We start from the raw sequence: 23,211 nt of genomic DNA, 5'->3' as shown, positions 1-23,211 counted from the left end.
ACCCGCTCGCCGCGCCGAAACGTTCCGCCCTTCATGGCCCATAGCCTCGAAGCACCCTTTTTCGGTCCCAGTGAGCACCGCGAACCACACACCACGTGGAGTCCGCATGTCATCAGCCATCACGCCAGACCGGAGCCGAAGCCGGAACAGTCAGCGTGTCCTCACCGTCCTCGGCCTCCTGCTCGCCGGCAGTGTGGCCGCGTTCGGCCTTGCCTGGGTGACGCCGTCGAAGGAGCTGGCCGGCCTCGACCCGCGCATCGCGGCGATCATGCACAAGCCCTACTACCCGCATGCCCAGTGGGGGCTGTTCCAGCAGAACCCGGCGACCGGCGAGATCGTGCAGACGCGCGCCGCCGACGAGTTCTTCGTCCCCGGGTCGGTGGCCAAACTGTTCAGCGTCAGCGGCACCTGGCACACGCTCGGCAGCGATCACCGCTTCGTCACACCGGTGCACGCCGTCGGAAAGCGCCGGGGCGCGACCCTCACCGGGGACCTGGATCTCGTTGCCCAGGGCGACCTGACCCTCGGTGGCCGCACGCGTGCGGACGGCACCGTCGCCTTCACCGCCATCGACCACACCTACGCCGACGATGTCCCCGGAGCGACCCTCACCCCGCAGAACCCGCTGGCCGGCATCGACCAATTGGCCCAGCAGGTGCGCGCCTCGGGGATCACCAAGGTGGACGGCGACGTGATCGTGGACGCCCGGCTGTTCCGCCCCGACCCGGAGCTCGATCCGACCCCGACGCCGCTGATCATCAATGACAACCTGATCGATCTGCTCACCACCCCCGGCGACGGTCCGGGCGCGCCGGCCCGGCTCGACTGGCGTCCGCGGGTGGCGCCGTACACCGTGTCGTCCACCGTCCGTACCGTCGCGGCCGGCAAGCCCACCGACATCACGGTGAAACCCTCCGCCGACGGCACCCGCATCAAGCTCTCCGGCACCATCGCCGCCGATTCCGACCCGGTTCTGCGGGTGTCCGACATCCGCGATCCGAACACCTTCGGCCGTACTGCCCTGATCGAGGCACTGAAGCGGGCCGGGGTCGAGGTCACCGCCAAACCCGTGGGGCCCAACCCGGCCGGCCGGCTGCCCCGGTCGTACGAGGGCGCGCCGGAGGTGGCCCGGTTCGCCTCTCCGTCCTACGACGAGTACGCCCGGCTCATCCTCAAGGTGAGCCACAACCTCGGGGCGAACCTCGGGATCTGCCTCATGGCCGTCAGCACGGGCAGTTCCCGGTGCGCGGACGGCTTTCCCGTGCTTGCGAAGTTCCTGGACAGCGCCAAGGTGGACCGCAGGACGGTTCAGCTCGCCGACGGCCGCGGCGGCAACCCGAACGACCGCACCACGCCCCGCGCCGTCGCCCAGATCCTCACGCACTGGCAGAGCACCCCCGACGCGACCCGCTTCCGGGAGGCGCTGCCCACGCTGGGCGTCGACGGGTCCCTCGCGATCTCCTGCCGGAACTGCCCCGCCCGCGGCAAGGTCTCCGCGAAGACCGGCACCGTCGCGGGTGGAGACCTCCTCAACGACCGGCTGAGCGTGGGCGCGGAGACCATCGCCGGGTATCTGGAGACCGGCAAGGGGCATTACGACGTGTTCTTCGCCGGGGTGAACGGTGCGTCGGCGCCCGACATCAAGGGCGTGCTGGCGATCGGGAACGACATGGCCGATATCGCCGCGTATCTCCAGGAGGGCCCGAGCGGCGCCTCCTGACGCGGATCCGGGGAACCCTGCTGCCGGGCCGCCGGGGCGGCCCGGCCCATCTGTGCCATGACCTGCGGCGACGGTCGCCCACCCGCATGGAACTGCACCCATGGTGAAGGCCCCGGCCGGCGAACCGGTCGGCGCCTTCACCGATGGAGGCTGCGCACCATCCCCGCGGTGTCCCTATCGGGCCGTGCCGAAGTCCTGAGTCCAGTAGTTGTTGGGCTGCGCGAGGCCGATGCCGATCTCCTTGAACGAGCAGTCGAGGATGTTGCGCTTGTGGCCCGGGCTGGACATCCAGCCCGCCATGACCTTCTCGGGCGTGGAGTAGCCGTATGCGACGTTCTCGCCGTAGGAGCTCCAGCTGTAGCCGGCACGCGTGATGCGGTCGCCGGGCGACGACCCGTCGGAGCCCGTGTGGGACATGTTCTGGTGGGATGCCATGTCCTTGCTGTGGTCCTGAGCGGCCTTGGTCAGCTTCGCGTTGATGGTCAGCGGAGAGCATCCGGCCTTGCTGCGCTCGTTGTTGACGAGCGTCAGTACGCGGGCCGTGGCCCCGGATGCCGGTGCGGTCGTAGCAGGTGCGCTGGGAGACGCGGTGGCCTGCGGTGCGCTGGGAGCCGCGGTGGGACTCTTCGACGCTCCCGCAGTCGGCCCGTGACCCCAGGCGGAGCCCGTCCACCGCTTGTGGGAGCTCACGTGCTCCCAGTGGCCGGAGGGGCGACCGCCCGCATCACCCTGAGTGTCCAGGCAGGCCATGGCGGCGGAGGGCACACCCACGGCTCCTACGGCGATGGCAGCGATGGCTATCGGCCGGTAGTACGACTTCCTGCGGTGCTTCCTCATGCGTGACCTCGCTCGGTGATCGCGGAGCGCCCCCAGGGGGTCCGGCTCTGCCCAGTTCCTGCACCTGGGCCGCGGAGACGCCTTGCGGCCGACATTCTTAGAACTGGTGTCGGGGTGCGGCAACAGGCGGCAGTACTACCTCGGCCCGTAGCCATGGACGGCTCTTGAAACGGGCGCGCGGGCGTGCTGGTCCGGCTCACGGGGTGGCGAAGAAGTCCGTTGGTCCGTCAGAAGCCGTTGTTCGCTACGCGAACGGGCGAAAGTGTTGAGCGGGTCGAATACAGCTCGATCCCGCTCGGAGTATTTCTGCATCAAGACGGATAAAACGCACTATGCCGTCAAGCCTCGACCTACTATTCGACGACCTGAGTGCCAAAAGTCTGTGTGGCTGATGTCACGGGACGACGGGTGCACCGGCCTCGCCGTGCCGCCCGTGGTGCAGGCGCTGCTTCCGGTCTGCCGCTTCCCTCAGGACGTGGACCGTGCCGGCGGGGCCGGAGGCGTACGGCTCACCGTCCGGCCCAACGCGGCTGCCGCCCGCGCGAACTTCGCGGCGTCCACGACGGCCGCACCGCCCAGGTCGTTGTTGAAGTACACATACACGTCGTCCTTGTCGGGCCAGGTGTCGACGATGCGACGGGCCCAGGACTTCAACGCCTGGCGGCCGTAGCGCGGCAGCGGCTCTGCGATGCCGCCGTGAAACCGTACGTACCCCCACGACGCCGTACGCCACAGCGGCGTCACCGGGCGGGACCCCCGGTCTGCCCAGCACAGCGCGCTGCCATGCCGTTCCAGCACCGCCCGGAGCTTCCGCTCCGCCTCCCACCACGAGGTGTGCCGGAGTTCGACGGCCACCCGGACCGTGTCGGGAAAGCAGGTCAGGCAGGCGTCCAGAGCCTCGATGTCCTCCCGGAAGTGCGACGGCAGTTGCAGCAGCACGGGTCCCAGGCGATCGCCGAGACCCCGGGCGTGATCCATCAGCCGGCCCACCGGCTCCTCGGGGTCGCGCAGCCGCTTCAGGTGGGTCAGGTAGCGGCTGGCCTTGACCGCCATGACGAACCCCTCCGGGGTCCGCTCCCGCCAGGAGGCGAAGATCTCCGCAGTGGGAAGCCGGTAGAAGGCGTTGTTGTTCTCCACCGTGGCGAATTGCCGGGCGTACTCCTCCAGCCACAGCCGCTGCGGTTGCCCGGGTGGATAGAGAACGCCGCGCCAGTCCTTGTACTGCCACCCTGACGTTCCGACGAGCATGGGCATGGTCCGATGCCTGCCCGTGAGGCCGGAGGACGTAACGCCGGCCGTGACGCCTCACCCCGGGGGAGACCCACGGGGCTCATGTGGCACAGGCGGTGCGAGAGCCGCATGGCGCGAGCCGTCGGTCAGGGGCGTGTGCGCCACGCGGCGAGCAGTTCGTCGGGGCCGTAGACCGCCTGCAGTCCCGGACAGGCGACTCCGTTGCGCGAAACCGCGACGAGCGGGACGGGGGCATCGGTTACGGCTGCCCGGTGCCTGCGCAGTGCGGCGAGGTCGTGGCTGTCGAACGGCGAGGTCTCCAGCCACTTGATCGAGCCGAGGAACAGCAGCTTCTTGGCGACGGGCTGCCGGTCGGCGCCCACCAGGTCGATCTCGACGTCGTTGCTGCGGGTCCAGTAGCCGCCGATGGCCGGTGTGGCGGGCAACTGGTCGTCGGGCAGGGCGCGTGCGAGCGACTCGCGGATCAGCGGCTCGACCGCACGCCCGCGCCAGGTGGTCCACCGGTCCCTGATCCGGGCGAGCGTGAGGTCCCCGCGCATGCGCTCGATCTCCGCCATGTGGGGTTCGACGAAGGCCAGCCAGAACCGCATGTAGGGGTCCGCCACCCGGTAGCGGCGTTCCTTGGAGGGCCGCAGGGAGACCGGCAGCTCGGCAGCCACCACACGCTTGTCGATGAGCAGCTCCGCCGCCCGGCTGAGGGTGCTGTGCGCGATGCCTCCGGCGGCCCGTGCGATGTTGCTGAAGGTCCGCTCTCCCGTGCCGATCGCGCGAAGGACTTCCCGGCCCATCGCCTGGGGTGGGAATTCCGCGGCCAGTGAGCGTTCCGCGGAGACCAGGAGGGCAGAGGTCGGGTTGTCCAGCGCGGTGCTCAGGAACTCCCACATGGAGGCCCCCGGGCGCCACTCCCGGCAGAGCAGCGGGAGCCCGCCGGTGATCAGCGTGGCGTCGAAGGCGGTGGCGGGGTCCAGGTCGAGCATCTCGGCGATGTCGGCCGGGTCGAGCGGCCCCAGCACCATGTCGCGGCCACGCTGATGGAAGGGACGGTCGTAGCTGCCGAGTGCCTCCATCATCGACAGATCGGAGCCGATCAGGAGCAGCAGTACCGGCTTGCGACTGAGCAGGCGGTCCCAGGTTCGCTGCAGCATCCCCTCGAAGGCGTCGACGCGGTCCATGAGGTACGGGACCTCGTCGATGACGACCACGCTCGGAGTGTCCTCGGGCACGATCTCCGCCAGCAGTCTGAAGGCCGCGTTCCACTGGCTCGGCGCTTCTTCGCAGTACAGGCCGCGCTCCGGCAGGGTGGAGGTCGCCACCGCATCGGCCAGCTCGGCGAGCTCGTCCTCGGCCGACCCGCCGGCCGCGGTGAAGAACAGATACGGCACCCCGGCACGCTGCAGGAACTCTTCGACCAGGCTGGACTTCCCGACCCGCCGCCGACCGCGCAGAAGCGTGCACTGCCCGGGCCTCGCGGACCCTGCGGCTGCCCGGACCTCGTCGAGTGTCCGTCCCAGGACGCGCAGCTCCCGGGCCCGTCCGATGAAGCGGTGCAAGGCGCACCTCCTGGCCATCCGGCCGGACAGATGGTTTCGCAAAAGATACTATCTCGCCCGCTAGTAAGTCCGGCGCCCGTCTCCCGACGAGAACCGGGCAGCGATGAGGGCATCCGCAGGGCCGCAGCGCCACAATGGAGGTGCGGGACGCGTCTGTCGTCCGCTGCGGAGAAGCGGGACCCTCTGATGCCGTACGTAGCTGTCACTGCATTGAGCCACACCGGGCTGATCCGCGATCGCAACGAGGACAGCCTCGTGGTCGGACCGTGGACGCTGTGCGGCACCGTGACCGAGAACCCGCAGACGCTGCTGTTCCCTCTCGGCGGACCGCTCGTCGTCGCGGTCGCCGACGGTATCGGCGGGCAGCCGGCCGGCGAGGTGGCCAGTGCGCTGGTCGTCCGCCAACTCGCTGCGATCGGCCCTTCGTTGGACAGTGAGGAAGCCGTTCGTGACGCTCTCAAGGCCTGCAATCGTGCGGTGTACGCGGCCGCCGACGGCCATCCGGAGCTGGCCGCCATGGGTACCACGGTCGCGGGTGCCGTCGTGCTGGCGGACACGCTGCTCGCCTTCAACGTCGGCGACAGCAGGGTGCTCGACGTGAGTCAGGACGGACTTCGCCGGGTGAGCGTCGACGACAGCCCGCCGTTGGCGCCGGGCCGGCGCACCACGTCGCTCATCACGCAGGCGCTCGGTGGCGCCTCCCGGTTCAGCGCCGTCACGCCCCACGTAACGACGTCGCCGCTGTCCGCAGGCGATCGCTACCTGGTCTGCACCGACGGGCTGACCGACCCGGTGACGGAGGACGAACTCGACAGCCTGCTGCGGGTGCACAACGACGGCAGGGCCGCTTTCGAGCTGTGGAAAGCGGCCATCGAGGCGGGCGGCCCCGACAACATCACGCTGGCGGTCGTACGCATCGGCGAGTAGTGGCCGGCGGAAGCGGGCCACCGGAAAGGCCCGAACGGCAGCGACCGCAATGCGTCGTTCGGCTTGCGAAGCCCGGGCCACGGCGGTTGATCTTGATCCAGCTCTCCATCCGGTGCTAATTCGGTTCTGCCGAATCAAGGGAGAGCGCCGTGGGTCAGCATCACCCCTTCTCATTCCGTCGTTCCTGTTCCCCCCGTTCGTCTCGTTCAGGCCTGCGGGCCGCCGTCGGCGCCATCGCGCTACTCGCGCTTGTTGCCCTCATCGTCCCGGCCGGCCCCACAGCCGCCGCCGACCACCGTCAGCCGCCCTCGGCGGACCCCGCGGCGATCCGCGACTGGAACGCCATCGCCACCGAGACGATCAGCGCCAACCTCGGCCCGACCCGCCCGTCCGGGCAGGTGGCCGTCTGGCACGGGTTCGTCTCCGCCGCCGTCTACAACGCCGTGGTCGGTATTCAGGGCGACTACGCCCCGTACAAGTGGCGGGAGAGCGGCCCCGCCACGGCGTCTCCCGAGGCGTCGGCCGTGACCGCGGCACACCACATCCTGCTGGCCTTTTTCCCTGCCTCGCAGGCCCAGCTCGACACCGCGTACGCCGCCTCCCTCGCCGAGATCCCCAGCGGCCCGGCAAAGGACCAGGGCGTGGCCTTCGGGGCACGCGCTGCCGCCCACATCGTCGACCTCCGCGAGGGCGACGGCCGGTTCGTGGACGTGCCCTTCACCGAGCCGCCCGCACCCGGCATCTGGCGCCCCACGCCACCCGCCCGGCTGCCCTTCATCGACACCTGGCTCGGCAGACTCCGGCCGCTCCTGCTCACCTCCCCCGCCCAGTTCCGTCCCGGCGAGCCGCCCGCCCTGTCCTCAGCCCGCTACGCCCGGGACGCGAACGAAGTGAAGACCATGGGCGTGCGGACCGGCTCGGGCAGAACCGCGCACCAGACCGAGACCGCCCTCTTCTACGGGGGCAACCTGATGGTGCAGATCCAGACGGCCCTCCGCGACCATGCCGCCCGGCACCATCTCGGCATCGCCGAGACAGCGCGGCTGTTCGCCGCGGCCAACACATCGGCGACCGACGCCGTCATCACCGCGTGGGACTCCAAGCTCCGGTACGGCGTCTGGCGGCCGATCACCGCGATCCAGCTGGCCGACACGGACGGCAACCCCGCGACCGAGGCGGACCCGCTGTGGGAACCGCTGCTCATCACGCCCCCGCACCCCGAGTACGTCAGTGGCCACACGACGCTCACGGGCGCCGTGATGCGGGTTGTGACCGGGGTACTCGGCACCTCGCGCGTCGACCTCGACGTCACCTCCGAGGTCACCGGCACCACACGGCACTACGAGTACGCCGACCAGCTCAACGAGGACATGATCAACGCCCGTGTGTACGGCGGAATCCACTTCCGCACCTCGGACGTCACCGGATGCCTGGCCGGCAACCGGATCGGCACCTGGGCGCTCGCCCACTACTTCCAGCCGCTGCGCACGGGGAACGCGCAAGCATCGCAAACCGCTCGGCCCGCTGAGCCGAAGTGTCCGCGCGGCGTCGGGAACGCCTCGTAAGCCCCTGGGCAGGCGCGCACCCGGGCCCGCCCAGGGGCATGCACCGGTCCGGGTTTCACCGTGGCAGTGACGCCCTCGGTGGTGACGGCGGTCGGCACCGCCTACAGCGCGTCCGGGCCCCGCTCGCCCGTGCGGACCCGTACCACCGTGTCCACGGGCACCGCCCACACCTTGCCGTCGCCGATCTTGCCGGTCCGTGCGGCCCGGACCACCGCGTCGATGACCAGGTCCGCGTCCGCGTCCTCGACGACGACCTCGATGCGGGCCTTGGGCACCAGGTCGACCCGGTACTCGGCGCCCCGGTACACCTCGGTGTGGCCGCGCTGACGCCCGTATCCGCTGGCCTCCGTAACAGTCATGCCGTGCACGCCGAGCTCCCGCAGTGCGGTCTTCACCTCGTCAAGGCGGTACGGCTTGACGATCGCGGTGATGAGCTTCATGTGGCAGGGCTCCTGTCCTTGGAATGAGGTGTCGAGAGGGCCAGGGCCTGCGGGGCTGCATGACCCAGGACGCCGTGATCGTAGGCGCTCTCCGCGTGCACCGTCTGGTCCAGGCCCGTGACCTCCTCCTCCGCGGAGGCCCGCAGCCCCATCAGCTTGTCGATCGCCTTACCGATCCCGTAGGTCACCAGGAACGTGTACGCAGCCACGGCAAGCACGGCGACGGCCTGCCGGGCGAGCTGGCCCGGTCCGCCGCCGTAGAGGAGACCCTCCTTGCCGCCGGTCATCGTGGCCGTCGCGAACAGGCCGATGAGCGACGTGCCGACGACGCCTCCGACGAAGTGCACGCCGACCACGTCCAGCGAGTCGTCGTAGTCGAACCGGAACTTCCACGCGACCGCGTACGAGCAGACGACGCCCGCCGCGAGTCCGACCACGGCGCCGCCCAGGATGCTGACCGTGCCGCATGCGGGCGTGATCGCCACCAGGCCGGCGACCGCGCCCGACGCCGCGCCGAAGGTGGTCGGGTGGCCGTCGCGCCTCTGCTCGACGAAGAGCCAGCCGAGCAGGCCGGTGGATCCGGCGACGAGGGTGTTGAGGAGAGAGGCCGCCGCCAGGCCGTTGGCGCCGAGGGCCGAGCCGCCGTTGAAGCCGAGCCAGCCGAACCAGAGCAGGCCGGCCCCGAGCATCACCATCGGCAGGTTGTGCGGGCGCATCGCGTCCTTCTTGAAGCCGATCCGCGGGCCCACCACCAGGGCGAGTGCCAGACCCGACGCTCCGCACGTGATCTCCACCACGAGGCCACCGGCGAAGTCCAGGGCGCCGAGGGAGTGCGCGATCCATCCGCCGGGTCCCCACACCCAGTGCGCGACGGGAACGTATACGAGCAGGGTCCACACCGGTACGAGGACCAGCCAGGCCGCGAACTTCATGCGGTCCGCGATCGCGCCGCTGATCAGTGCCGCCGTGATGATCGCGAAGGTGAGCTGGAACGTGGTGAACAGCAGGGTGGGGACGCTGCCGGTGAGGGTGCCGGGACCGATGCCCGCCAGGCCCACGTGGTGGAGGTTGCCGATGAGGCCGGCGAAGACGTCGTCGCCGAAGGCCAGCGAATAGCCCGCGACCAGCCAGACGACGGTGACCAGCGCGATGGAGACGAAGCTCATCATCAGCATGTTGAGGACGCTCTTCGAGCGGACCATGCCGCCGTAGAACAGGGCCAGCCCGGGAGTCATCAGCAGGACAAGCGCGGTGGCGGCGAGCAGCCAGGCGGTGTCGCCTGTGTCGAGGCCTGCTGCGGCCAGGGTCACGGGGGTCAAGAGGGAGTCCCTCCTCGGGGCGGCGTGGGGGTCCGGCGACAGAGAGGGTGGCCGGGTCGCGTTTCGTAACGAACACCCATGCGTTTCCAGCACATTTCATTGCGCGGAGGTGACCGAATTCTCACCGCGGATGCGGCGGCGCGAAGTGTTAGATGCGGGCGAACCTGTCGCTCTGGTCGGAGAACTCCTGGGCCATGGTGCTGCTGACCGTGGGCTGGGTGGTGCCGATCGTCTCCAGGTAGTCGTCCGTGGTGGGGCGGGCCCGGGTTCCGGTGTCGACGGTGCGCTCGAACTGGGCCTGGGAGACGGTACGCGCGACGTGGGCGATGTCGGCGGGCGTGAATCCCTCGCTGGCGGACGCGAGTGCCGCGTTGTCGGCCTCCGCGCCCGCTCGTGCCAGGTAGCTCTCCCACAGCGCGGCCCGGGCCGTGTGGTCGGGAGGGCCGATGGGCAGTACGTAGTCGAAGCGACCGTGCCGCAGGAAGGCCGGGTCCAGCGTGGTCACGTTGTTGGTGGCGCAGACCAGCAGTCGGCCGTCCTGACTGCGGAACCGGACGATCGCCTTGAGCAGCTCGTTGACGATGCCGACCGCGGTCGGGTCCGCACCGGTGCGTTCGGCGGCGATCTCCTCGACCTCGTCGATGAAGACCAGTGCGTGATCGAGCTGGGCTATCTCGTCGAACCGTCGGTTCAGCCCGGCCGCCAGCCCGTATTCGGCGGCGAGACGTGCGGGGAACAGTTCGACGAAGGGCCATCCCAGACGGCTGGCGATCGCGTGCGCGAAAGTGCTCTTGCCCGTCCCGGGCGGACCGAACAGCATGACCGCGCGTGGCAGCTCCACCCCGTGCTGGGCGGCCAGTTCGGGATGGGCCAGCGGCAGGACCAGACGCCGCTCGATGAGCCGCTTCTCCCGTTCCATGCCCGCGACCTTCTGCCACAGCCCCCCGGGCGGCAGCTCCGCTCCGAGCGCGGCCAGCATGCTGATCGCCTGGGGCGTCACGGGCCCGCGCTTCTCGAAGAACACCAGGCCGGAGCGGGTGACGAAGTCGCAGTTGTGCAGAGCGGCGACACCGGTCTCGCCCTCGGGCAGTACCGCGTGCACCGTCCGGACACCACCGGCGAAGAGCCGGTGCTCAAGATCTGTGATCAGGGCACTGCCCAGACCTCGATGCCGCCAGGACGGGGCCATGCAGATGCGCAGGATCCATGCCCTGTCGCCTTCCACCCTGCTCACGGCAGCCCCGATCATCACATCGTCCGCCACCGCAACCACGGCCGGATGAAGGGCTTGGAGGGCCGCCACGGTGTCGGAGAGCTGGAAGACAGGAGGCTCTCCGGTCGTGCCGCTCTCCGTGTCCAGGAGGATCACCGCCTCGAGATCGTCCTGGGAGTAGTCCCTGACAAACCAACCCGTCATGATCATCTCCGAGTGTTCGGCCGTACCCCCATCATCAGCCGCAGCCCGCGGTGCGACGACCGGGCGTGCTGCGCAGGCCGCGGCCTGCTGTGGGACCGACCTGCTCGGGGGTCTCACCCGCGCCCGGCGTGCGCGCAGGCAGCGACCCGGCTCGCTGCCGTTCTGCTGCTCACTCGTCATGCCCTCCGGTGCGGCGGGCGCCGTGTCCTGCCCGGCAGGCGTGTGGGGGGCCCTGTCATACCTCGGAACGCCATTCCCCGGCACAGCGCGGCCTGCCGGAATGCCGGCCCGGGGAGCAGGCTGGACACGTGGAAGATCGGCTTCCCCCATGCAGCGGCCTATGGAGGTCCAGCGACCTGGTGGCCAGGACGAGCTGGCCGAGGCCCGTCATCCGCATCGCCTTCTACGCGGATGGCTCAGCGCCATGGGCGCGGTCATGCGGCCGAAAGGCATCGTCGAGACCGAAACCGGGAGCGGGCCAGGGTCCCGGGCGAAGCCACCTGCGCCGAGCCAGTCCGCCGGCGCCGAGCAGCAAGGAGAAGCACGTTTGGATCACCCCGGCGCAGGTGGCGCTGGCGTGGGTCGTGGCCCAGGGCGAGCACGTCATCCCCATCCCCGGCACCAAGACCCCGAAGTACCTGGCGGACAACGCCGGGGCGGGGGACGTGGAGCTGAGCCCGGCCGATCTGGCGGATCTGGACGCACTGCCCGCGCCGGAGGGCGGCCGCTACTGACCACTGGCACACCGTCAAGTCGTCCCCCGTACCCAAGAGAAGAATCGATCGGAAAGATCTCATGCGAGCAACATTGATTTACGGTGCCGGTGACGTGCGCGTGGAGAACGTGCCCGACCCGCGGATTCAGCAGCCCACCGACGCGATCGTGCGCGTGGTCCGCTCCTGCATCTGCGGCAGCGATCTGTGGCCCTACGGGTCGAGGCCGGCCACCGAGCACGGTGACCGCATCGGCCACGAGTTCCTCGGCGTCGTGGAGGAGACCGGCTCGGACGTGTCCGGGCTGAAGGCCGGTGACCTGGTCGTCGCCCCGTTCGTCTGGGCCGACAACACCTGCGACTTCTGCGCCGAGGGCCTCCAGACCTCCTGCCGGCACGGAGGATTCTGGGCCGCTGACGACGTGGACGGCGGCCAGGGCGAGGCCGTGCGGGTCCCGCAGGCGCAGGGCACGCTGGTGAAGTTGCCCGTCGCCGAGGACTCCGCGCTGCTGCCGTCCCTGCTGACCCTGTCGGACGTGTTCTGCACCGGGCATCACTGTGCGGTGACGGCCGGGGTCAACCCGCGCACCACGGTCACCGTCATCGGCGACGGTGCGGTCGGACTGTCAGCGGTGCTGGCCGCCAAGCGGCTCGGCGCCGAGCGCATCATCCTCATGGGCCGGCACAAGGACCGCACCGACCTGGGCCGCGACTTCGGCGCGACCGACATCGTCTCGGAACGGGGCGAAGAAGGCATCGAGCGCGTTCGGGAACTGACCCGCGGCGACGGTACCCACACCGTCCTGGAGTGCGTCGGCCTGCTGCCGGCCCTGGAGACGTCCATCGGAGTGGTCCGCGCCGGCGGCACGATCAGCCGGGTCGGCGCGCCGCAGTACGACCAGGTCCCGCTGGGCTTCCCCGAGTTCCTGAGCAACATCACCCTGACCGGTGGTGTGGCCCCGGCCCGCGCCTACATCGATGAGCTCCTGCCCGACGTACTCGACGGGAAGATCGAGCCGGGCCGGGTCTTCAACCGCACCGTCGGCCTCGACGAGGTGCCCGACGGATACCGGGCCATGGCCGACCGCGAGGCCCTGAAGGTCCTCGTCCAGCCCTGAGCCGATACGCCCCTGGGGTGTGCCGGGCGGCGTACGGCCGCTCGCACCCCAGGGGTCGCGGGGCGCTGTCCGTCCGGGCGTGGACGGACAGCGTTTCCGTCCGCGCACGTGGACGTCTGCGTGCGATGGCAACGGTGCGATCAGCCGATGCACACAGCGATCAGACAGATCTGCGTCGGAGATGTCGGATCACCCGCCGACGTGATCGGCAGCAGGTGCACAGCCGACGGGCCTGAGGCGGGGTGCTCGGTGGAAGCGGGCGGCGTCGTCGCCGGGGCCTGGGCCTGGGACGGCGTCTCTTCGTCGCCTGTGTGCGTCCCGGTGGCCGACTCGGGTGTGGTGTTCGGTGTGGTGCTCGAGGTCGCGGGAGAGGAGGCCGTGGCGGCGGCTCTCGGCTGCCGGCTCGGCGTCGCGGTGTGCGGCACCGCCACGGTGGTGCTCTGCTGTCGGCTCGTTGCCGCGGGGCGGTGAGGGCTGGGATGCCGCGGAACCTGGGTGTCCGGTTGCTCCGATAGCGAGTCGGTGGTCGCTGTCCGGGGTGTGGCCGCGGTCACCGGCTCCGGCGGTGAGGCTGCCTGTGTGTGGCTGTTGGAAGACCTGGTGGTCGGCAGCGCGGCAACGGTCAGGCCGCCACCGACGAGGGCAACGGCCGTTGCGGCCACGGCCCGGCGCTTGTTCTTCTTCCAACGCGCCAGCTGCCGACGGCGAGCCGCCCGACCCTGCCCGGTGGAGGCAGTGCCTTCGTGGCCGCTGGACGAACCAGTGGCCGACGCGTCTCCGGACGCGCCGCTGCCGATCGGGTCCGGCTCGGAGTGATGAGTGCTGGTGTAGGACCCCGGAGCAGGCCACTCCTCCGCGCGCCATGACTGATTCGCCGTTGGGGTGGAGGCGGCCGTGCCGTGGGAGTGATGGGCGGGCGGGGCAATGTCGGGAGCGTATGCGCCGCACCCCGGGCACACGAGCGCCCCATTGAGAATTCGGCGGCACGCGGAGCAGTAGTCCATCTGCGATCTTTCTGTGATGGCTGCGCCGCCAGGGACGCCGGCGACCTGTCTCGAGTTCGCACGCGGGATCGAGCGGGCAGTAACGCTACTGGCACTCGCCGAAGGTGATGCGCAGCCCTTGTGACGCTGCTGCAAAGATCTGCTGGCGGTGGTGCGTCCTTCTCCCGGACATGTCGTCACGAATACCGGGATGAGCGGCCGGGCTTCGCCGGCCCCGGGCCGCCGGACCGGGGGCACTTGCGTGGACCGGGTGAAGGGAATCGAACTCGCGCTCCGGGCTCGGGGATTACCTCGCCGGCGATCGGTGGGTGGAGCAGGCGTGGGTGCCGCCCTCGCCCTCCCGCTCTGCGCACGCTTGCGTGCACCGTCGGAGCATGGTGTCGGCTCCGAGCGCTGACGGGCTCAGCCGGAGCTCTCGACCGTTTTTGCCGCGGCGCGGCGGCATTCGGCATTCAGCCGACGGCCGCACTGCCGAAGCCGATCGGACGGTCCGGTGAATAGAATCGGCTCATGTCGAAGCCCGACGAATTGCTCGTTGACGTCGCCGCCATGGTGGAGTCCGGGCAAAGCAATCAGATGTCCCTGACCGTGGTCACCGGTGGTGCTGTCATCACGGGTCGACTGGCTCCCGAAGCCGTCTGGCGACAGCGGGTGTCGGAGGTCCTGACGGATTCGGCCCACCTGGGCGAGTTCGCCGGCACGTTCACCGCCTCCACGCCCAAGGACGGGCCGCCCACGCATCTGCACTTCCACGTCGCAAGGATCCTGCAGGGAGCTGTGGGGATCCCGGAGACGGGCGGGATGTACCGGGTGTCGATCGAGGACGTCAGCGCCTGGACCGTGGGCGACTTCAGCTACCACTGAGCCCCGCCAGGACGTAGAACCGGACGACACGCATCTTCCTCGATGCGGCAGACATCAAGGCGTTCCCGCAGCAAATGAGCAGCACGGTGAATCGCAAGAACGGGCCGAAGTGAAAGCGAAAGCTGATCCGAGCGGCAGAAGAAACAGCGTCAGTCGCTGAAATTCGTGCAGAGCCTCGGGGCCAGGGACGCATTTCCGGAGTGGAATCTCATACGGAATTTGCGTCTGGAGCCGGATGGGGTGCCCCGTGCGACGGGGCTGCGATGCCGGGATGCTTGCCGCTGGAAGCGCCATCGGCCGCGGGGGAGGGCTGCACCCTCAAATGGAACGAGCTGGGTCCCGCACCCCAAGGTGCGGGACCCAGCTCGTACTATGCGTCAGCGTCAGGCGGGAACGATGTTCTCGGCCGTCGGGCCCTTCTGGCCCTGCGCGATGTCGAAGGTCACCTTCTGGCCCTCCTGCAGCTCGCGGAAGCCCTGGGCGGCGATGTTCGAGTAGTGGGCGAACACGTCAGCGCCGCCACCGTCCTGCTCGATGAAGCCGAAGCCCTTTTCTGCGTTGAACCACTTCACGGTGCCAGATGCCATGTCAAATCTCCTTCGGGGCAGTGCCCGGAGTCCGCACTGTGCCGACTCCGCGTCGCGTGATGATTGCCCCGCCCGGAAATGACCGGAAATACAAAAGTGCTCCCAACGGCAGCAAAAGCCGGTGGAGGCACTTGGAGTTTTTGGGAACCACAACTGCAACTGACATCGACAGTAGCACGGTGGGATCGGCTCTGCGTGGTGAATGATTTCGCTCGGCCTGCTGTGTGAGATACCCTCATTGCGCCTTGTTCTGATTTCTAACTTCGCGACCACACATATTGGCTCACCGTGAACGAAGTGTTTCTGCGAAGGTGCCGTCGGTTGGGCACGGACTGTTCCTCTTGACGCGCACCAGTTGTTGAGGCCTGTCGGGCAGGTCGACCGTGCGCCTGGGCGCGGTAGCGATCGGCCTCGGTCGAAGTGGCGGACGCTTTGGCGCGCCGGAGTGGGGCGGTCGGCCGTACGCCCACCGGGACGGACGGCTGCCGAGGCCTGCCGGGGCCGGAGCCCCGCGGCCCTGGGGTCAGCCAGTCCGTGAGGGTCACGGGACGGTCGGTGAGCACGCCGAGGTTCCCGCCGTCGGCCACTGCGGCTCGGTAGCGGCGCCGGTCGCCACGTCCGTGATGCGCAGACCGTGCCCGGCGGACTGGACGAGAGCGCACGCCGATCAAGAAATGTCACGTCCGGGGTGTTCGCATGTCCCCTCGGCAACTACGCCCACGTGGTGCGCTATTAGACTCGCGGATCGAACAGAGACCCGTCGACGGCCGAGCCCGCCTGACCAGCGAGCGCGGCGAGAGAGTCGCTCATTGTTCCAGGGGGAAGACATCGTGAGCACAAGCATTTCTGTTTTCGGATTGTCACAGACGGAAGAGGCGATATATCGGCATCTCTTGCGAAATCAGAAGGCATCCAGTGATGAGATCCATCAACTCTTGCGCATTGCTCCGCAACAGGCCATGGAGTCGGTGAATCGGCTGTGTGCGGTCGGAGTGCTGAAACGCACCGCTCCCGGTCTCTTGTCCGCCGTCAGTCCGGAGACCGCGGTCGGGCGCCTCACCGAGCTGCGCCTGCGCGAGCTGCACCAGGAGCTCGAACGCGTCATCCGATCCCAGCACCTCATCTCTGAACTCCGCACCGAGCAGGGGCCGAAGGGCGTCCCGGTGCACGGCGTGGAGCACCTACAGAGCCTGCCGCAGATCCGTGACAGGATCGACGACCTCGCCTTCTTCGCGCGTGAGGAGATCCTCTCCATCGAGCCCTACACCGCGCTGACGCCCGAAAACATCGCGCACGCCCGCAGGCTCGACCAGCGCTGTCTGCGCCGGAGTGTCCGCATGCGCAGCGTGGTCCGCAGGGAGGCGCTCGATCACCCGCCCACCATGGTCTACCTGCGTGAGCTTGTGGCGCAGGGCGCCACGATCCGGGTGGCCGAGGACATCTCCGAGCGGATCCTCGTCTACGACCGGCGTGCCGCCCTGGTGCCCAAGGACCCCGCCGACACCGCACGTGGCGCCCTGCTGGCCCATGAGGAGGGCCTGGTCGCCAACATCGTGGCCTTGTTCGAGAAGATCTGGGACCAGGCCGAGGACCTGACGGACAGCGCCGACGGACAGGCCGACGCCGATGGCAGCGGTCCCGGGGAGATCGAGCGGCGGGTGCTGGAAGCGATGTGCCGCGGCAGCAAGGACGAGATCGGTGCCCGTGCCCTGGGCATCTCCATACGCACCTATCGACGGCATGTCGCGGAGCTGCTGCGGCTCCTGGGTGCCTCCAGCCGCCCGCACGCCGCCCTGGTGGCCCGCGAACGTGGCTGGATCTGATCACCGGATCCGATCGGAGGGGGGCGGGTGTCCTCCGGGCGCGCCGGCCACCGGGTCACCGGGGGACGGCCCAGCCGGGGGGCGCACTGCCCGCCACCACTGTGGCCACAGCCTCCGCCCCGCCCGGGGCCGGCGTCCCGACGCGCAGCGTGATCCGGTCGCCCCCGACGGCCCAGGCGCATGCCCAGTGCGGCGGCAGCCCGGCGAGCAGCCGGACCACGGCGACCGCACCCGGTGCGGCCGATGCCTGCTGCCGGACCAGAACGACCTCCGTCAGTTCCTCACGCGAGGACGTCACCGCGTCGACGCGGTTGCGGCAGGGGAGAGGACGGGAGCCGTGCGGACGCCGAACTCACGGCGGAGTGCCGAAACAGCCGCCAGGTAGCCGGACATGCCGTGCACGCTGGGCCCGGGCGGCGTGGAGGCGGAGCACAGGTACACCCCGCACAGGGGAGTGCGGTAGGGATCCAGGCGCGGGGTCGGGCGCAGGAGGGACTGGGTGAGCGTGATCGCGCCGGCGCCGATGTCCCCGCCGACGTAGTTCGGGTTGTACGACTCGTAGTCGGCCGCGGTGATGGCGCGCTGAGCGATGACCGTGTCACCGAAGCCGGGGGCGTACCGCTCGATCCGGGATCGTACGAGCGGGATCGGGTCACGCGTATCGCCGTTGGGCACGTGGGCGTAGGCCCACACCGGGCGTCTGCCCGGCCGAGCCCGGTCGGGATCGGTGACCGTGGGATCCGAGAGCAGGACGAACGGCTCGCCGGTCGGCACACCCCTGGCGGTGAACGCTTCCTGACGCACCATCTCGGCGTGGGTGCCACCGATATGTACGGTGCCGGCCCGGCCCACCGCCGGGTTGCGCCACGGGATCGGTTCCGAGACCAGGAAGTCGACCTTGGCCGCGCCGGGGCCGTAGCGGAAGGCGGCCAGCGCGCGGGCGTACCGGGCGGGCAACCGGGAAGCGGCGAGAGCGAGGAAGGTCTTGGGGCTGGTGTCGAGGAACACGGTCCTGGCATGCCGCAGTTGGCGCAGGTCGGTGATGGGCGCACCGGTGTGGAAGAGGCCGCCGTGCGCGGTGATGTCGACGGCCATCGCCTCCGCGATGCGCGCACTTCCCCCACGCGGCAGCGGCCAGCCCGATCCGTGGGCCAGGTGACCGAGCAGCATCGCGACCGCTCCGGAGGCGATGCTGGGCAGTCGGCCCATCGCATGCGCGGCCACGCCCGTCAGCAGTGCCGCCGCTTTCTCCCCCCGGAAACTGCCGAGTGAGGTGGAGTGGCGCAGCACCCGCCGAACCAGCAGGAGCGGGGCGAGGGGATCGCGCGGCAGGGTCCGCCGGCCCGAGAGGACGAAGTCGACGACGCCCGCGCTGTGATCGAGCAGCGGCTGCATCAGGCTGCGCCAGCGCTCTCCGTCCGGCCCCAGCTGCTCACAGGTTGCGGAGAGGTCCCGGTGGGCGAGGGCGGCCCGGCCATCGTCGAGCGGGTGGGCATAGCTGATATCCGGGTTCAGCAGTTCGACGCCGCGCGCGCCGAGGTCGAACTCGCGGAAGAAAGGCGAGGCCGCGGCCATCGGATGCACTGCGGCGCACATGTCGTGCATGACGTCCTCGTCGAAGAGTGCCTTGCTGCGCAGCCCGCCGCCGATGTCGTCGGCGCGTTCGTACAGTTCCACCCTCAGTCCTGCGCGTGCCAGCGTGACGGCGGCCGCGAGTCCATTGGGGCCGGTGCCGACGACCGCGGCGTCGATGCTGGTCATGCGCGTTCGCCTTCGTTCTGTCCCGCGGTGTCCCCGGCGCCGAGCAGACCGAGTCCGATCTTGTCGGTGCGGTCGGGCGCACCGCCGAGCCGGTGCACGAGCACCCAGTTCCCCGTCCGGGGGATCACCCCGGTGAAGGCGGAGGCATCGCGGGTCGCCCCGTTGTGCCACAACAGCGGCCCCGCCGACTGCCAGGACGGCGCCGGTTCGCCCAGCGCGCGCTCGAGCAGCAGTCCGGTGACCACGGTGGCGAACGCGCGAGGCGTGGCCCACAGCCCGCCCGCGGGCAGCATCGGCCCGTCCAAGGTCCACCGGTCGCGTTCCCCGCCGAACAGGCTCCGTGCGCCCAGCAGTCGATCGGCGGGCGGATGCGCGGTCACCTCGTCCACCCCCAGCGGCGTGAGCACGTGCTCACGAAGCAATTCCTCGTACGGCCGCCCGGCCGCGGACACGAGGGCCGCACCGAGTACGGCGTAACCGAGGTTGGAGTACTCGGCCTCCTGCCCCGGTTGCCTCACGGTGACCTCTCCGAGCCGTCCCAGAAGGGCCTGCAGCGCGTCCTCGTCGAAGGCCGCGTAGGGATCGGGGCCGGTCAGGCCCGGTGGCAGCCGTTGCAGGCCCGAGGTGTGGTCTGCCAGGTTCCGTAGCGTGATCCCCGATCCGGGCGGCGTCGGGAGCCATTGCTCCACCGGGTCGTCGAGGCCGAGCAGGCCCGCCCGGACCATCCGTACCAGTGCGGTGCCGGTGAGAACCTTGGTCAGGGACCCGATCTCGACGAAGGCGGCCGGATCGTGCCCGTGCCGGGCCAGCGGCGGAGCCGAGTTCCTGAGTACGCAGACAGGAACGGGTCGCAGTGACCAGCCCGCCATCAGGACTGCGCCCACTGCTGGAGAAGGGCCTCGCGTTCGGCGGGGCGCGGAGTCTTCCCTGCACCGTGCGCACGCCCCCATGCGCTGAGGACCGCCGGGCTGAGAGTCCCGGCGACGAAGCGGTCCAGTACCTGATGGGACAGCGCGACCTCACGAGGGGTGTACCCGCCGGCGGCGGCCGAGTGTACGAGCAACTCATCCACACCGTCGGATGCTTGGACACGTACGGTCATCTCGGCGGGACCCTCCGGTCCGCCCAGCCCCATGGCTCCGAGCACCACGTCCAGCGTCATCGACAGCTGCCGGCCGGGAGTCGCTCTCACCGGCGCACCGACGACGGCTACCGAGCTGAGGTCGGCCCACTTCCAGGTGCCGGACCGTGATCCGACCGCATCGAGGCCCGCGGCGGCCACCCGGACGCCGGCGGCCGACTCACCAGGTGGTGCACCGAGGTGGACCGCATCCTCGGAGACCCAGAACAGCCCGACCATTGCCACAGTTGACTCCACCGTTCGCGTATTGCCATGGGTTCGATCTGAAATGCATTCTCAGGGAACCGGCCTGACGATCAGCCAGTATTTTCCACCGCCCCGCGGGCGGTCGTATTGCAGGCGTCCTTTTCCGGCCGCCGCAGCCTTTCACGCAGGGACCGCTCGATCCGGGCCGTGGCGCGGGTCACGAAGGCCACACCCTCTCCGAGTGGCCGACTCAGGAAGATGAGGTCACACGCCACCATCGTCAGGGCGAAGCCGGTGAGTCCCATGAAGAATCCGATGGAGACATGGAATCCGATGGACGCAACGGCGGCCCATGGGCGCAGCCGGGGCACCAGGATGCCGAGCGGGAAGTACACCAGGAAGAAGGTGGTCGAGTAGGTGCCGACGAAGACCAGCATGTCGTTGCCGTAGACCAGGTCGGACACGCCGGGCAGGGAGAATTCGGGAATGCGCATGATGTAGAAGAGCGCAGTTCCGTCCTGCCACAGCTTGCCCTGCACCTTGTACAGACCGCTGGTGACGTACACCAGACAGATCTGGGTGGCGATGGCGAGTACGCCGAGATTGTGAAGCGGGGCCTGCAGTGCGCCGAGGCCTTCGGGCATCCGACGGGTCCAGCGCCCGGTGAGTCCCGGCGAGAGCGAGAGCCGGTCGTAGCACCGGGTCGGAACGAGCATCGGGATCACGAGGTAGGCGAGATTGTCGCCGCCGTCGAGGATGAGTGGCTGACGCTGGTAGACGGACCACAGCAGTACCCAGTGCATGACGAGCACCGGACGGCCGCCCACGCCGAAGGTGACGGCCAGCGCGCTCAGCATGCCGACGTGGAAGACGAGTTCGAACCAGGACGCCGAACTGCTGAGCGCGTACAGGCTGAAGGTGCCGTCCCGGTCGAGGGCGGCCAGGAAGTCCTTCCACGGGAACACGCCGTCCGGCCCGAAGAGATACCCGCGGTCGCTGTACTGGCTGACGTAGAACATGAGCCCGACAAAGCCGATCAGCGCCCGCGTGCCGGACACGCCCAGCACGCTCACCGGGTGGCTGCTCCATCTGTCCAGCAGCGGGACGGAGTTGCTCATCGCAGGTCACCTGCCTTCTGCCAGTCGAAGTCCTGCACGCTGATCCTGTCCTTCGCGCTCGGGTCGTCGCGCTTCGACCAGGGCGGCAACTCCCTTACGTACATGCGGATCTGGATGCTCCGGGGATCGCCTCCGCACGCCTGAGGCATCTGCGTCATGGAGTACCGGGAGAGGAAGCGGACGGCGTCCTCGCGTGAGCTCTTCTCGTACGGCATGAGGGGAAGAACCGGCTTCTCCTTCTCCTTCTCCGACTTGCGCAGCCGGTCGAGCAGCGGGTCCGAGTTGTAGAGGGACTGCAGGCTGCTGCCGACCAGCCGTGACATACGGGAGGGGAAGAAACGGCTGTCCTGCGCGGCGTGAATGTACGGCGACGTCACGTCGTAGTACTCGGTGACCCGGCCGTCCGCACATTTCGCCCGGGCGAGAATTCCGCGGTCGTCCGCGAGCGGGTCGGGTGCGAAGAGCATCCAGTTCTGTGCGAAATAGGGGTCCAGATAGTCGCTCACCTTGTCGTAATAACGCAGTTTTATCGGGGTGTACGGGCTCTGCGAGAAGGCGGCGAGGAGGAAATGAAGGCCCAGGAGGGCGGCGCCGACAAGCAGCACCGCCCTCCTGGTCATGCGGTGTGCCATCACTTGTCGAAGATCGTCTCTGCCGATCGGGTGCCGGCGCCGACGCCGTCCTTGGGGGCTGAGCCAAGGCTGGCGATCTTCGTCATGTTGCCGACCTGGTTGCGGAGGGCGGTAGTGCCGGCGGCCGCCTTGCCGTGCACGTACGCCTTCTGGGCGATCTTGGCGACGGATCCGATCCACATGGGAGCGGCCTCGGGGCCACCCTTGGTGACGGACGCCTGCTGCAGAACCGGTGCCGCGGGAGCGGCCTGGGCCGAGCCCTGGACGGACAGCACCAGAGCCGCGCCACCGAGTGCGATACCGGCAGCAGCGATTGCCTTCTTCATGTTCTCCCCTGTTCTCTCTCTACGGTCCGGATCACTGCCACCCGTTCACCGGGTGAACGGACCGTGCGGCGAACGAGGGAATTTTGGCCAAGAAAGACGGTGCGACAAACTGGATGACGCGTTGTGAAGTGCGCCTGGCATTGGCGGTCATTAATTCCCCCGAATTCACCGGACCGTGCTTGCGGGGAAAACAATGCCAGCGGCAGGGCGTCCGATAAAGAGACTTCGGTGTCAACATGTTGCACGGTGCAGGACAGCTTCATGCCAGCGCCATCCTGCTCAACCTCACGATGCTGCACGCTTCGACGAGTCCGCGTCCTGACGGCCGCCATCGTCGCCGGCCTGGCAGTGGTCATGGTGATTCCGGCCGCGCTGGCAGCTCCCCTCTCAGACGCTTCCCCGATTATGATGACAACGGGTGTCATGGCGGGTTTCGGTTGCCATGCTCTGCCTTACCTGCGCGTCGCTCGGAAACCATGGCGCAGGCATGGACCTGACTCACGGTTCCTCACCGCGCGAACGTGGACCGGACATCGCACGATCGACCTGCATGCCCTGCGGAGAGTGCGGACCTGGAAAGAGGTCTACCGCGGGGGTTCCACGATGCACATCATCATCACCGACGTCTCGGGTACCCGCCTGATCTTCACCGACGACTCCGACGCCAAGGGACATCAGCTCGTACGGTGGTACGCGTGGGAACGGCCGCAGAAGGTGCCTTATGCGCAGCCGGTGCACGTTACCCGGCTGGCCCTGGCGGACCTTGGCATCAGGCCACTTCCCCGCGTGCTGTCGGTCCTACGATCTCTTCTCAGCCTGGAAAGATCGGTGCTTCTGATCGTCGGTCCCATGATGATCTCGGCAGCCATAGTCTCTCGCTGATTCGCACCTGCACGGGCTCGCCGTGGGCAGG

At 69.1% G+C, this 23,211-nt stretch carries 23 protein-coding genes; 9 read left to right on the top strand and 14 right to left on the bottom strand.

Annotated elements, in window-relative coordinates:
• Window positions 1-106: 106 nt before the first annotated feature.
• On the top strand, window positions 107-1,720 hold the full coding sequence (dacB, locus tag OHA03_RS12985) for a D-alanyl-D-alanine carboxypeptidase/D-alanyl-D-alanine-endopeptidase (RefSeq protein WP_267003827.1): 1,614 nt from the start codon (window positions 107-109) through the stop codon (window positions 1,718-1,720).
• A gap of 174 nt (window positions 1,721-1,894) precedes the next feature.
• On the opposite strand, the gene OHA03_RS12980 is transcribed toward dacB, so the two are convergent.
• From OHA03_RS12980 to OHA03_RS12970, 3 genes are all read right to left on the bottom strand, one after another.
• Window positions 1,895-2,557 (bottom strand): CAP domain-containing protein, encoded by a 663-nt coding sequence (locus OHA03_RS12980; RefSeq protein WP_267003825.1) that lies wholly within the window; start codon window positions 2,555-2,557, stop codon window positions 1,895-1,897.
• 468 nt (window positions 2,558-3,025) lie between these two features.
• Entirely contained in the window at window positions 3,026-3,811 is a 786-nt protein-coding gene (locus OHA03_RS12975; RefSeq protein ID WP_267003823.1) for a DUF72 domain-containing protein, read from the bottom strand.
• Window positions 3,812-3,933: 122 nt separating this feature from the next.
• Window positions 3,934-5,358, bottom strand: a complete 1,425-nt coding sequence (locus OHA03_RS12970; protein ID WP_267003821.1) for an ATP-binding protein — start codon at window positions 5,356-5,358, stop codon at window positions 3,934-3,936.
• 186 nt (window positions 5,359-5,544) lie between these two features.
• Here OHA03_RS12970 and OHA03_RS12965 point away from each other — a divergent pair, with 186 nt between their 5' ends.
• The gene (locus tag OHA03_RS12965; RefSeq protein WP_267003819.1) at window positions 5,545-6,285 is read left to right on the top strand and encodes a PP2C family serine/threonine-protein phosphatase; all 741 of its coding nucleotides are present in this window, start codon (window positions 5,545-5,547) and stop codon (window positions 6,283-6,285) included.
• 149 nt (window positions 6,286-6,434) lie between these two features.
• On the top strand, window positions 6,435-7,850 hold the full coding sequence (locus OHA03_RS12960; RefSeq protein WP_267003817.1) for a vanadium-dependent haloperoxidase: 1,416 nt from the start codon (window positions 6,435-6,437) through the stop codon (window positions 7,848-7,850).
• Window positions 7,851-7,951: 101 nt separating this feature from the next.
• On the opposite strand, the gene OHA03_RS12955 is transcribed toward OHA03_RS12960, so the two are convergent.
• From OHA03_RS12955 to OHA03_RS12945, 3 genes are all read right to left on the bottom strand, one after another.
• Entirely contained in the window at window positions 7,952-8,290 is a 339-nt protein-coding gene (locus OHA03_RS12955) for a P-II family nitrogen regulator (protein ID WP_267003815.1), read from the bottom strand.
• Window positions 8,287-9,609 carry an ammonium transporter gene (locus OHA03_RS12950; RefSeq protein ID WP_323181202.1) on the bottom strand — a complete coding sequence of 441 codons (1,323 nt, stop codon included), beginning with the start codon at window positions 9,607-9,609 and terminating at the stop codon, window positions 8,287-8,289. Before OHA03_RS12950 ends, OHA03_RS12955 begins: the two co-directional genes overlap by 4 nt.
• Window positions 9,610-9,757: 148 nt before the next feature.
• Complete coding sequence (locus tag OHA03_RS12945) at window positions 9,758-11,026, bottom strand: ATP-binding protein (RefSeq protein WP_267003813.1); 1,269 nt, start codon at window positions 11,024-11,026, stop codon at window positions 9,758-9,760.
• A gap of 50 nt (window positions 11,027-11,076) precedes the next feature.
• Between OHA03_RS12945 and OHA03_RS47820 the strand changes: the two genes are divergently transcribed.
• The 4 genes from OHA03_RS47820 to OHA03_RS12925 all read left to right on the top strand — a co-directional run bounded on the left by OHA03_RS47820 (window position 11,077) and on the right by OHA03_RS12925 (window position 14,724).
• Window positions 11,077-11,760: an aldo/keto reductase gene (locus OHA03_RS47820; RefSeq protein ID WP_323181200.1), complete on the top strand. Its 684-nt coding sequence runs from the start codon at window positions 11,077-11,079 to the stop codon at window positions 11,758-11,760.
• Between the two features lie 61 nt (window positions 11,761-11,821).
• On the top strand, window positions 11,822-12,856 hold the full coding sequence (locus tag OHA03_RS12935) for a zinc-dependent alcohol dehydrogenase family protein (protein WP_267003809.1): 1,035 nt from the start codon (window positions 11,822-11,824) through the stop codon (window positions 12,854-12,856).
• A gap of 147 nt (window positions 12,857-13,003) precedes the next feature.
• A complete protein-coding gene (locus OHA03_RS12930; RefSeq protein ID WP_267003807.1) occupies window positions 13,004-13,327 on the top strand; it encodes a hypothetical protein in 324 nt (107 codons plus the stop codon).
• A 1,043-nt stretch (window positions 13,328-14,370) separates the two neighbouring features.
• Window positions 14,371-14,724 (top strand): hypothetical protein, encoded by a 354-nt coding sequence (locus OHA03_RS12925; protein WP_267003805.1) that lies wholly within the window; start codon window positions 14,371-14,373, stop codon window positions 14,722-14,724.
• Window positions 14,725-15,107: 383 nt separating this feature from the next.
• Here the strand turns inward: OHA03_RS12925 and OHA03_RS12920 are convergent, their stop codons facing one another.
• Window positions 15,108-15,311: a cold-shock protein gene (locus OHA03_RS12920; RefSeq protein WP_019056860.1), complete on the bottom strand. Its 204-nt coding sequence runs from the start codon at window positions 15,309-15,311 to the stop codon at window positions 15,108-15,110.
• 842 nt (window positions 15,312-16,153) lie between these two features.
• On the opposite strand from OHA03_RS12920, the gene OHA03_RS12915 reads away from it, so the two are divergent.
• Window positions 16,154-17,134 (top strand): helix-turn-helix transcriptional regulator, encoded by a 981-nt coding sequence (locus OHA03_RS12915; protein WP_267008029.1) that lies wholly within the window; start codon window positions 16,154-16,156, stop codon window positions 17,132-17,134.
• Window positions 17,135-17,189: 55 nt separating this feature from the next.
• On the opposite strand, the gene OHA03_RS12910 is transcribed toward OHA03_RS12915, so the two are convergent.
• The 7 genes from OHA03_RS12910 to OHA03_RS12880 form a co-directional block, all read right to left on the bottom strand.
• Window positions 17,190-17,432, bottom strand: a complete 243-nt coding sequence (locus OHA03_RS12910) for a hypothetical protein (protein ID WP_267003803.1) — start codon at window positions 17,430-17,432, stop codon at window positions 17,190-17,192.
• On the bottom strand, window positions 17,429-18,895 hold the full coding sequence (locus OHA03_RS12905; protein ID WP_267003801.1) for an NAD(P)/FAD-dependent oxidoreductase: 1,467 nt from the start codon (window positions 18,893-18,895) through the stop codon (window positions 17,429-17,431). Before OHA03_RS12905 ends, OHA03_RS12910 begins: the two co-directional genes overlap by 4 nt.
• Window positions 18,892-19,779, bottom strand: coding sequence for a serine hydrolase (locus OHA03_RS12900; protein WP_267003799.1), 888 nt, complete (start codon window positions 19,777-19,779; stop codon window positions 18,892-18,894). The genes OHA03_RS12905 and OHA03_RS12900 overlap by 4 nt, the downstream gene beginning before the upstream one ends.
• Window positions 19,764-20,261, bottom strand: a complete 498-nt coding sequence (locus OHA03_RS12895; RefSeq protein ID WP_267003797.1) for a hypothetical protein — start codon at window positions 20,259-20,261, stop codon at window positions 19,764-19,766. Before OHA03_RS12895 ends, OHA03_RS12900 begins: the two co-directional genes overlap by 16 nt.
• A gap of 71 nt (window positions 20,262-20,332) precedes the next feature.
• The gene (locus tag OHA03_RS12890; RefSeq protein WP_267003795.1) at window positions 20,333-21,340 is read right to left on the bottom strand and encodes an HTTM domain-containing protein; all 1,008 of its coding nucleotides are present in this window, start codon (window positions 21,338-21,340) and stop codon (window positions 20,333-20,335) included.
• Window positions 21,337-21,960: a DUF5819 family protein gene (locus OHA03_RS12885; RefSeq protein ID WP_267003793.1), complete on the bottom strand. Its 624-nt coding sequence runs from the start codon at window positions 21,958-21,960 to the stop codon at window positions 21,337-21,339. The genes OHA03_RS12890 and OHA03_RS12885 overlap by 4 nt, the downstream gene beginning before the upstream one ends.
• A gap of 11 nt (window positions 21,961-21,971) precedes the next feature.
• The gene (locus tag OHA03_RS12880; protein ID WP_267003791.1) at window positions 21,972-22,298 is read right to left on the bottom strand and encodes a hypothetical protein; all 327 of its coding nucleotides are present in this window, start codon (window positions 22,296-22,298) and stop codon (window positions 21,972-21,974) included.
• Between the two features lie 603 nt (window positions 22,299-22,901).
• Here OHA03_RS12880 and OHA03_RS12875 point away from each other — a divergent pair.
• A complete protein-coding gene (locus tag OHA03_RS12875) occupies window positions 22,902-23,180 on the top strand; it encodes a hypothetical protein (RefSeq protein ID WP_267008282.1) in 279 nt (92 codons plus the stop codon).
• Window positions 23,181-23,211: the final 31 nt, after the last annotated feature.

The sequence above is a fragment of the Streptomyces sp. NBC_00154 genome (assembly GCF_026342835.1).
Taxonomy (GTDB): domain Bacteria; phylum Actinomycetota; class Actinomycetes; order Streptomycetales; family Streptomycetaceae; genus Streptomyces.
This window is presented reverse-complemented; position numbering and strand designations above follow the sequence as displayed.

What these genes read in the sequence shown, in the direction of transcription:
- OHA03_RS12905 (WP_267003801.1), bottom strand. Translation starts at nt 18,895, where the DNA reads ATGACCAGCATCGACGCCGCGGTCGTCGGCACCGGCCCCAATGGACTC.
- OHA03_RS12875 (WP_267008282.1), top strand. Translation starts at nt 22,902, where the DNA reads ATGCACATCATCATCACCGACGTCTCGGGTACCCGCCTGATCTTCACC.
- OHA03_RS12935 (WP_267003809.1), top strand. Translation starts at nt 11,822, where the DNA reads ATGCGAGCAACATTGATTTACGGTGCCGGTGACGTGCGCGTGGAGAAC.
- OHA03_RS12980 (WP_267003825.1), bottom strand. Translation starts at nt 2,557, where the DNA reads ATGAGGAAGCACCGCAGGAAGTCGTACTACCGGCCGATAGCCATCGCT.
- OHA03_RS12925 (WP_267003805.1), top strand. Translation starts at nt 14,371, where the DNA reads ATGTCGAAGCCCGACGAATTGCTCGTTGACGTCGCCGCCATGGTGGAG.
- OHA03_RS12880 (WP_267003791.1), bottom strand. Translation starts at nt 22,298, where the DNA reads ATGAAGAAGGCAATCGCTGCTGCCGGTATCGCACTCGGTGGCGCGGCT.
- OHA03_RS12885 (WP_267003793.1), bottom strand. Translation starts at nt 21,960, where the DNA reads ATGACCAGGAGGGCGGTGCTGCTTGTCGGCGCCGCCCTCCTGGGCCTT.
- OHA03_RS12920 (WP_019056860.1), bottom strand. Translation starts at nt 15,311, where the DNA reads ATGGCATCTGGCACCGTGAAGTGGTTCAACGCAGAAAAGGGCTTCGGC.
- OHA03_RS12975 (WP_267003823.1), bottom strand. Translation starts at nt 3,811, where the DNA reads ATGCCCATGCTCGTCGGAACGTCAGGGTGGCAGTACAAGGACTGGCGC.
- OHA03_RS12890 (WP_267003795.1), bottom strand. Translation starts at nt 21,340, where the DNA reads ATGAGCAACTCCGTCCCGCTGCTGGACAGATGGAGCAGCCACCCGGTG.
- OHA03_RS12965 (WP_267003819.1), top strand. Translation starts at nt 5,545, where the DNA reads ATGCCGTACGTAGCTGTCACTGCATTGAGCCACACCGGGCTGATCCGC.
- OHA03_RS12945 (WP_267003813.1), bottom strand. Translation starts at nt 11,026, where the DNA reads ATGACGGGTTGGTTTGTCAGGGACTACTCCCAGGACGATCTCGAGGCG.
- OHA03_RS12955 (WP_267003815.1), bottom strand. Translation starts at nt 8,290, where the DNA reads ATGAAGCTCATCACCGCGATCGTCAAGCCGTACCGCCTTGACGAGGTG.
- dacB (WP_267003827.1), top strand. Translation starts at nt 107, where the DNA reads ATGTCATCAGCCATCACGCCAGACCGGAGCCGAAGCCGGAACAGTCAG.
- OHA03_RS12930 (WP_267003807.1), top strand. Translation starts at nt 13,004, where the DNA reads ATGCACACAGCGATCAGACAGATCTGCGTCGGAGATGTCGGATCACCC.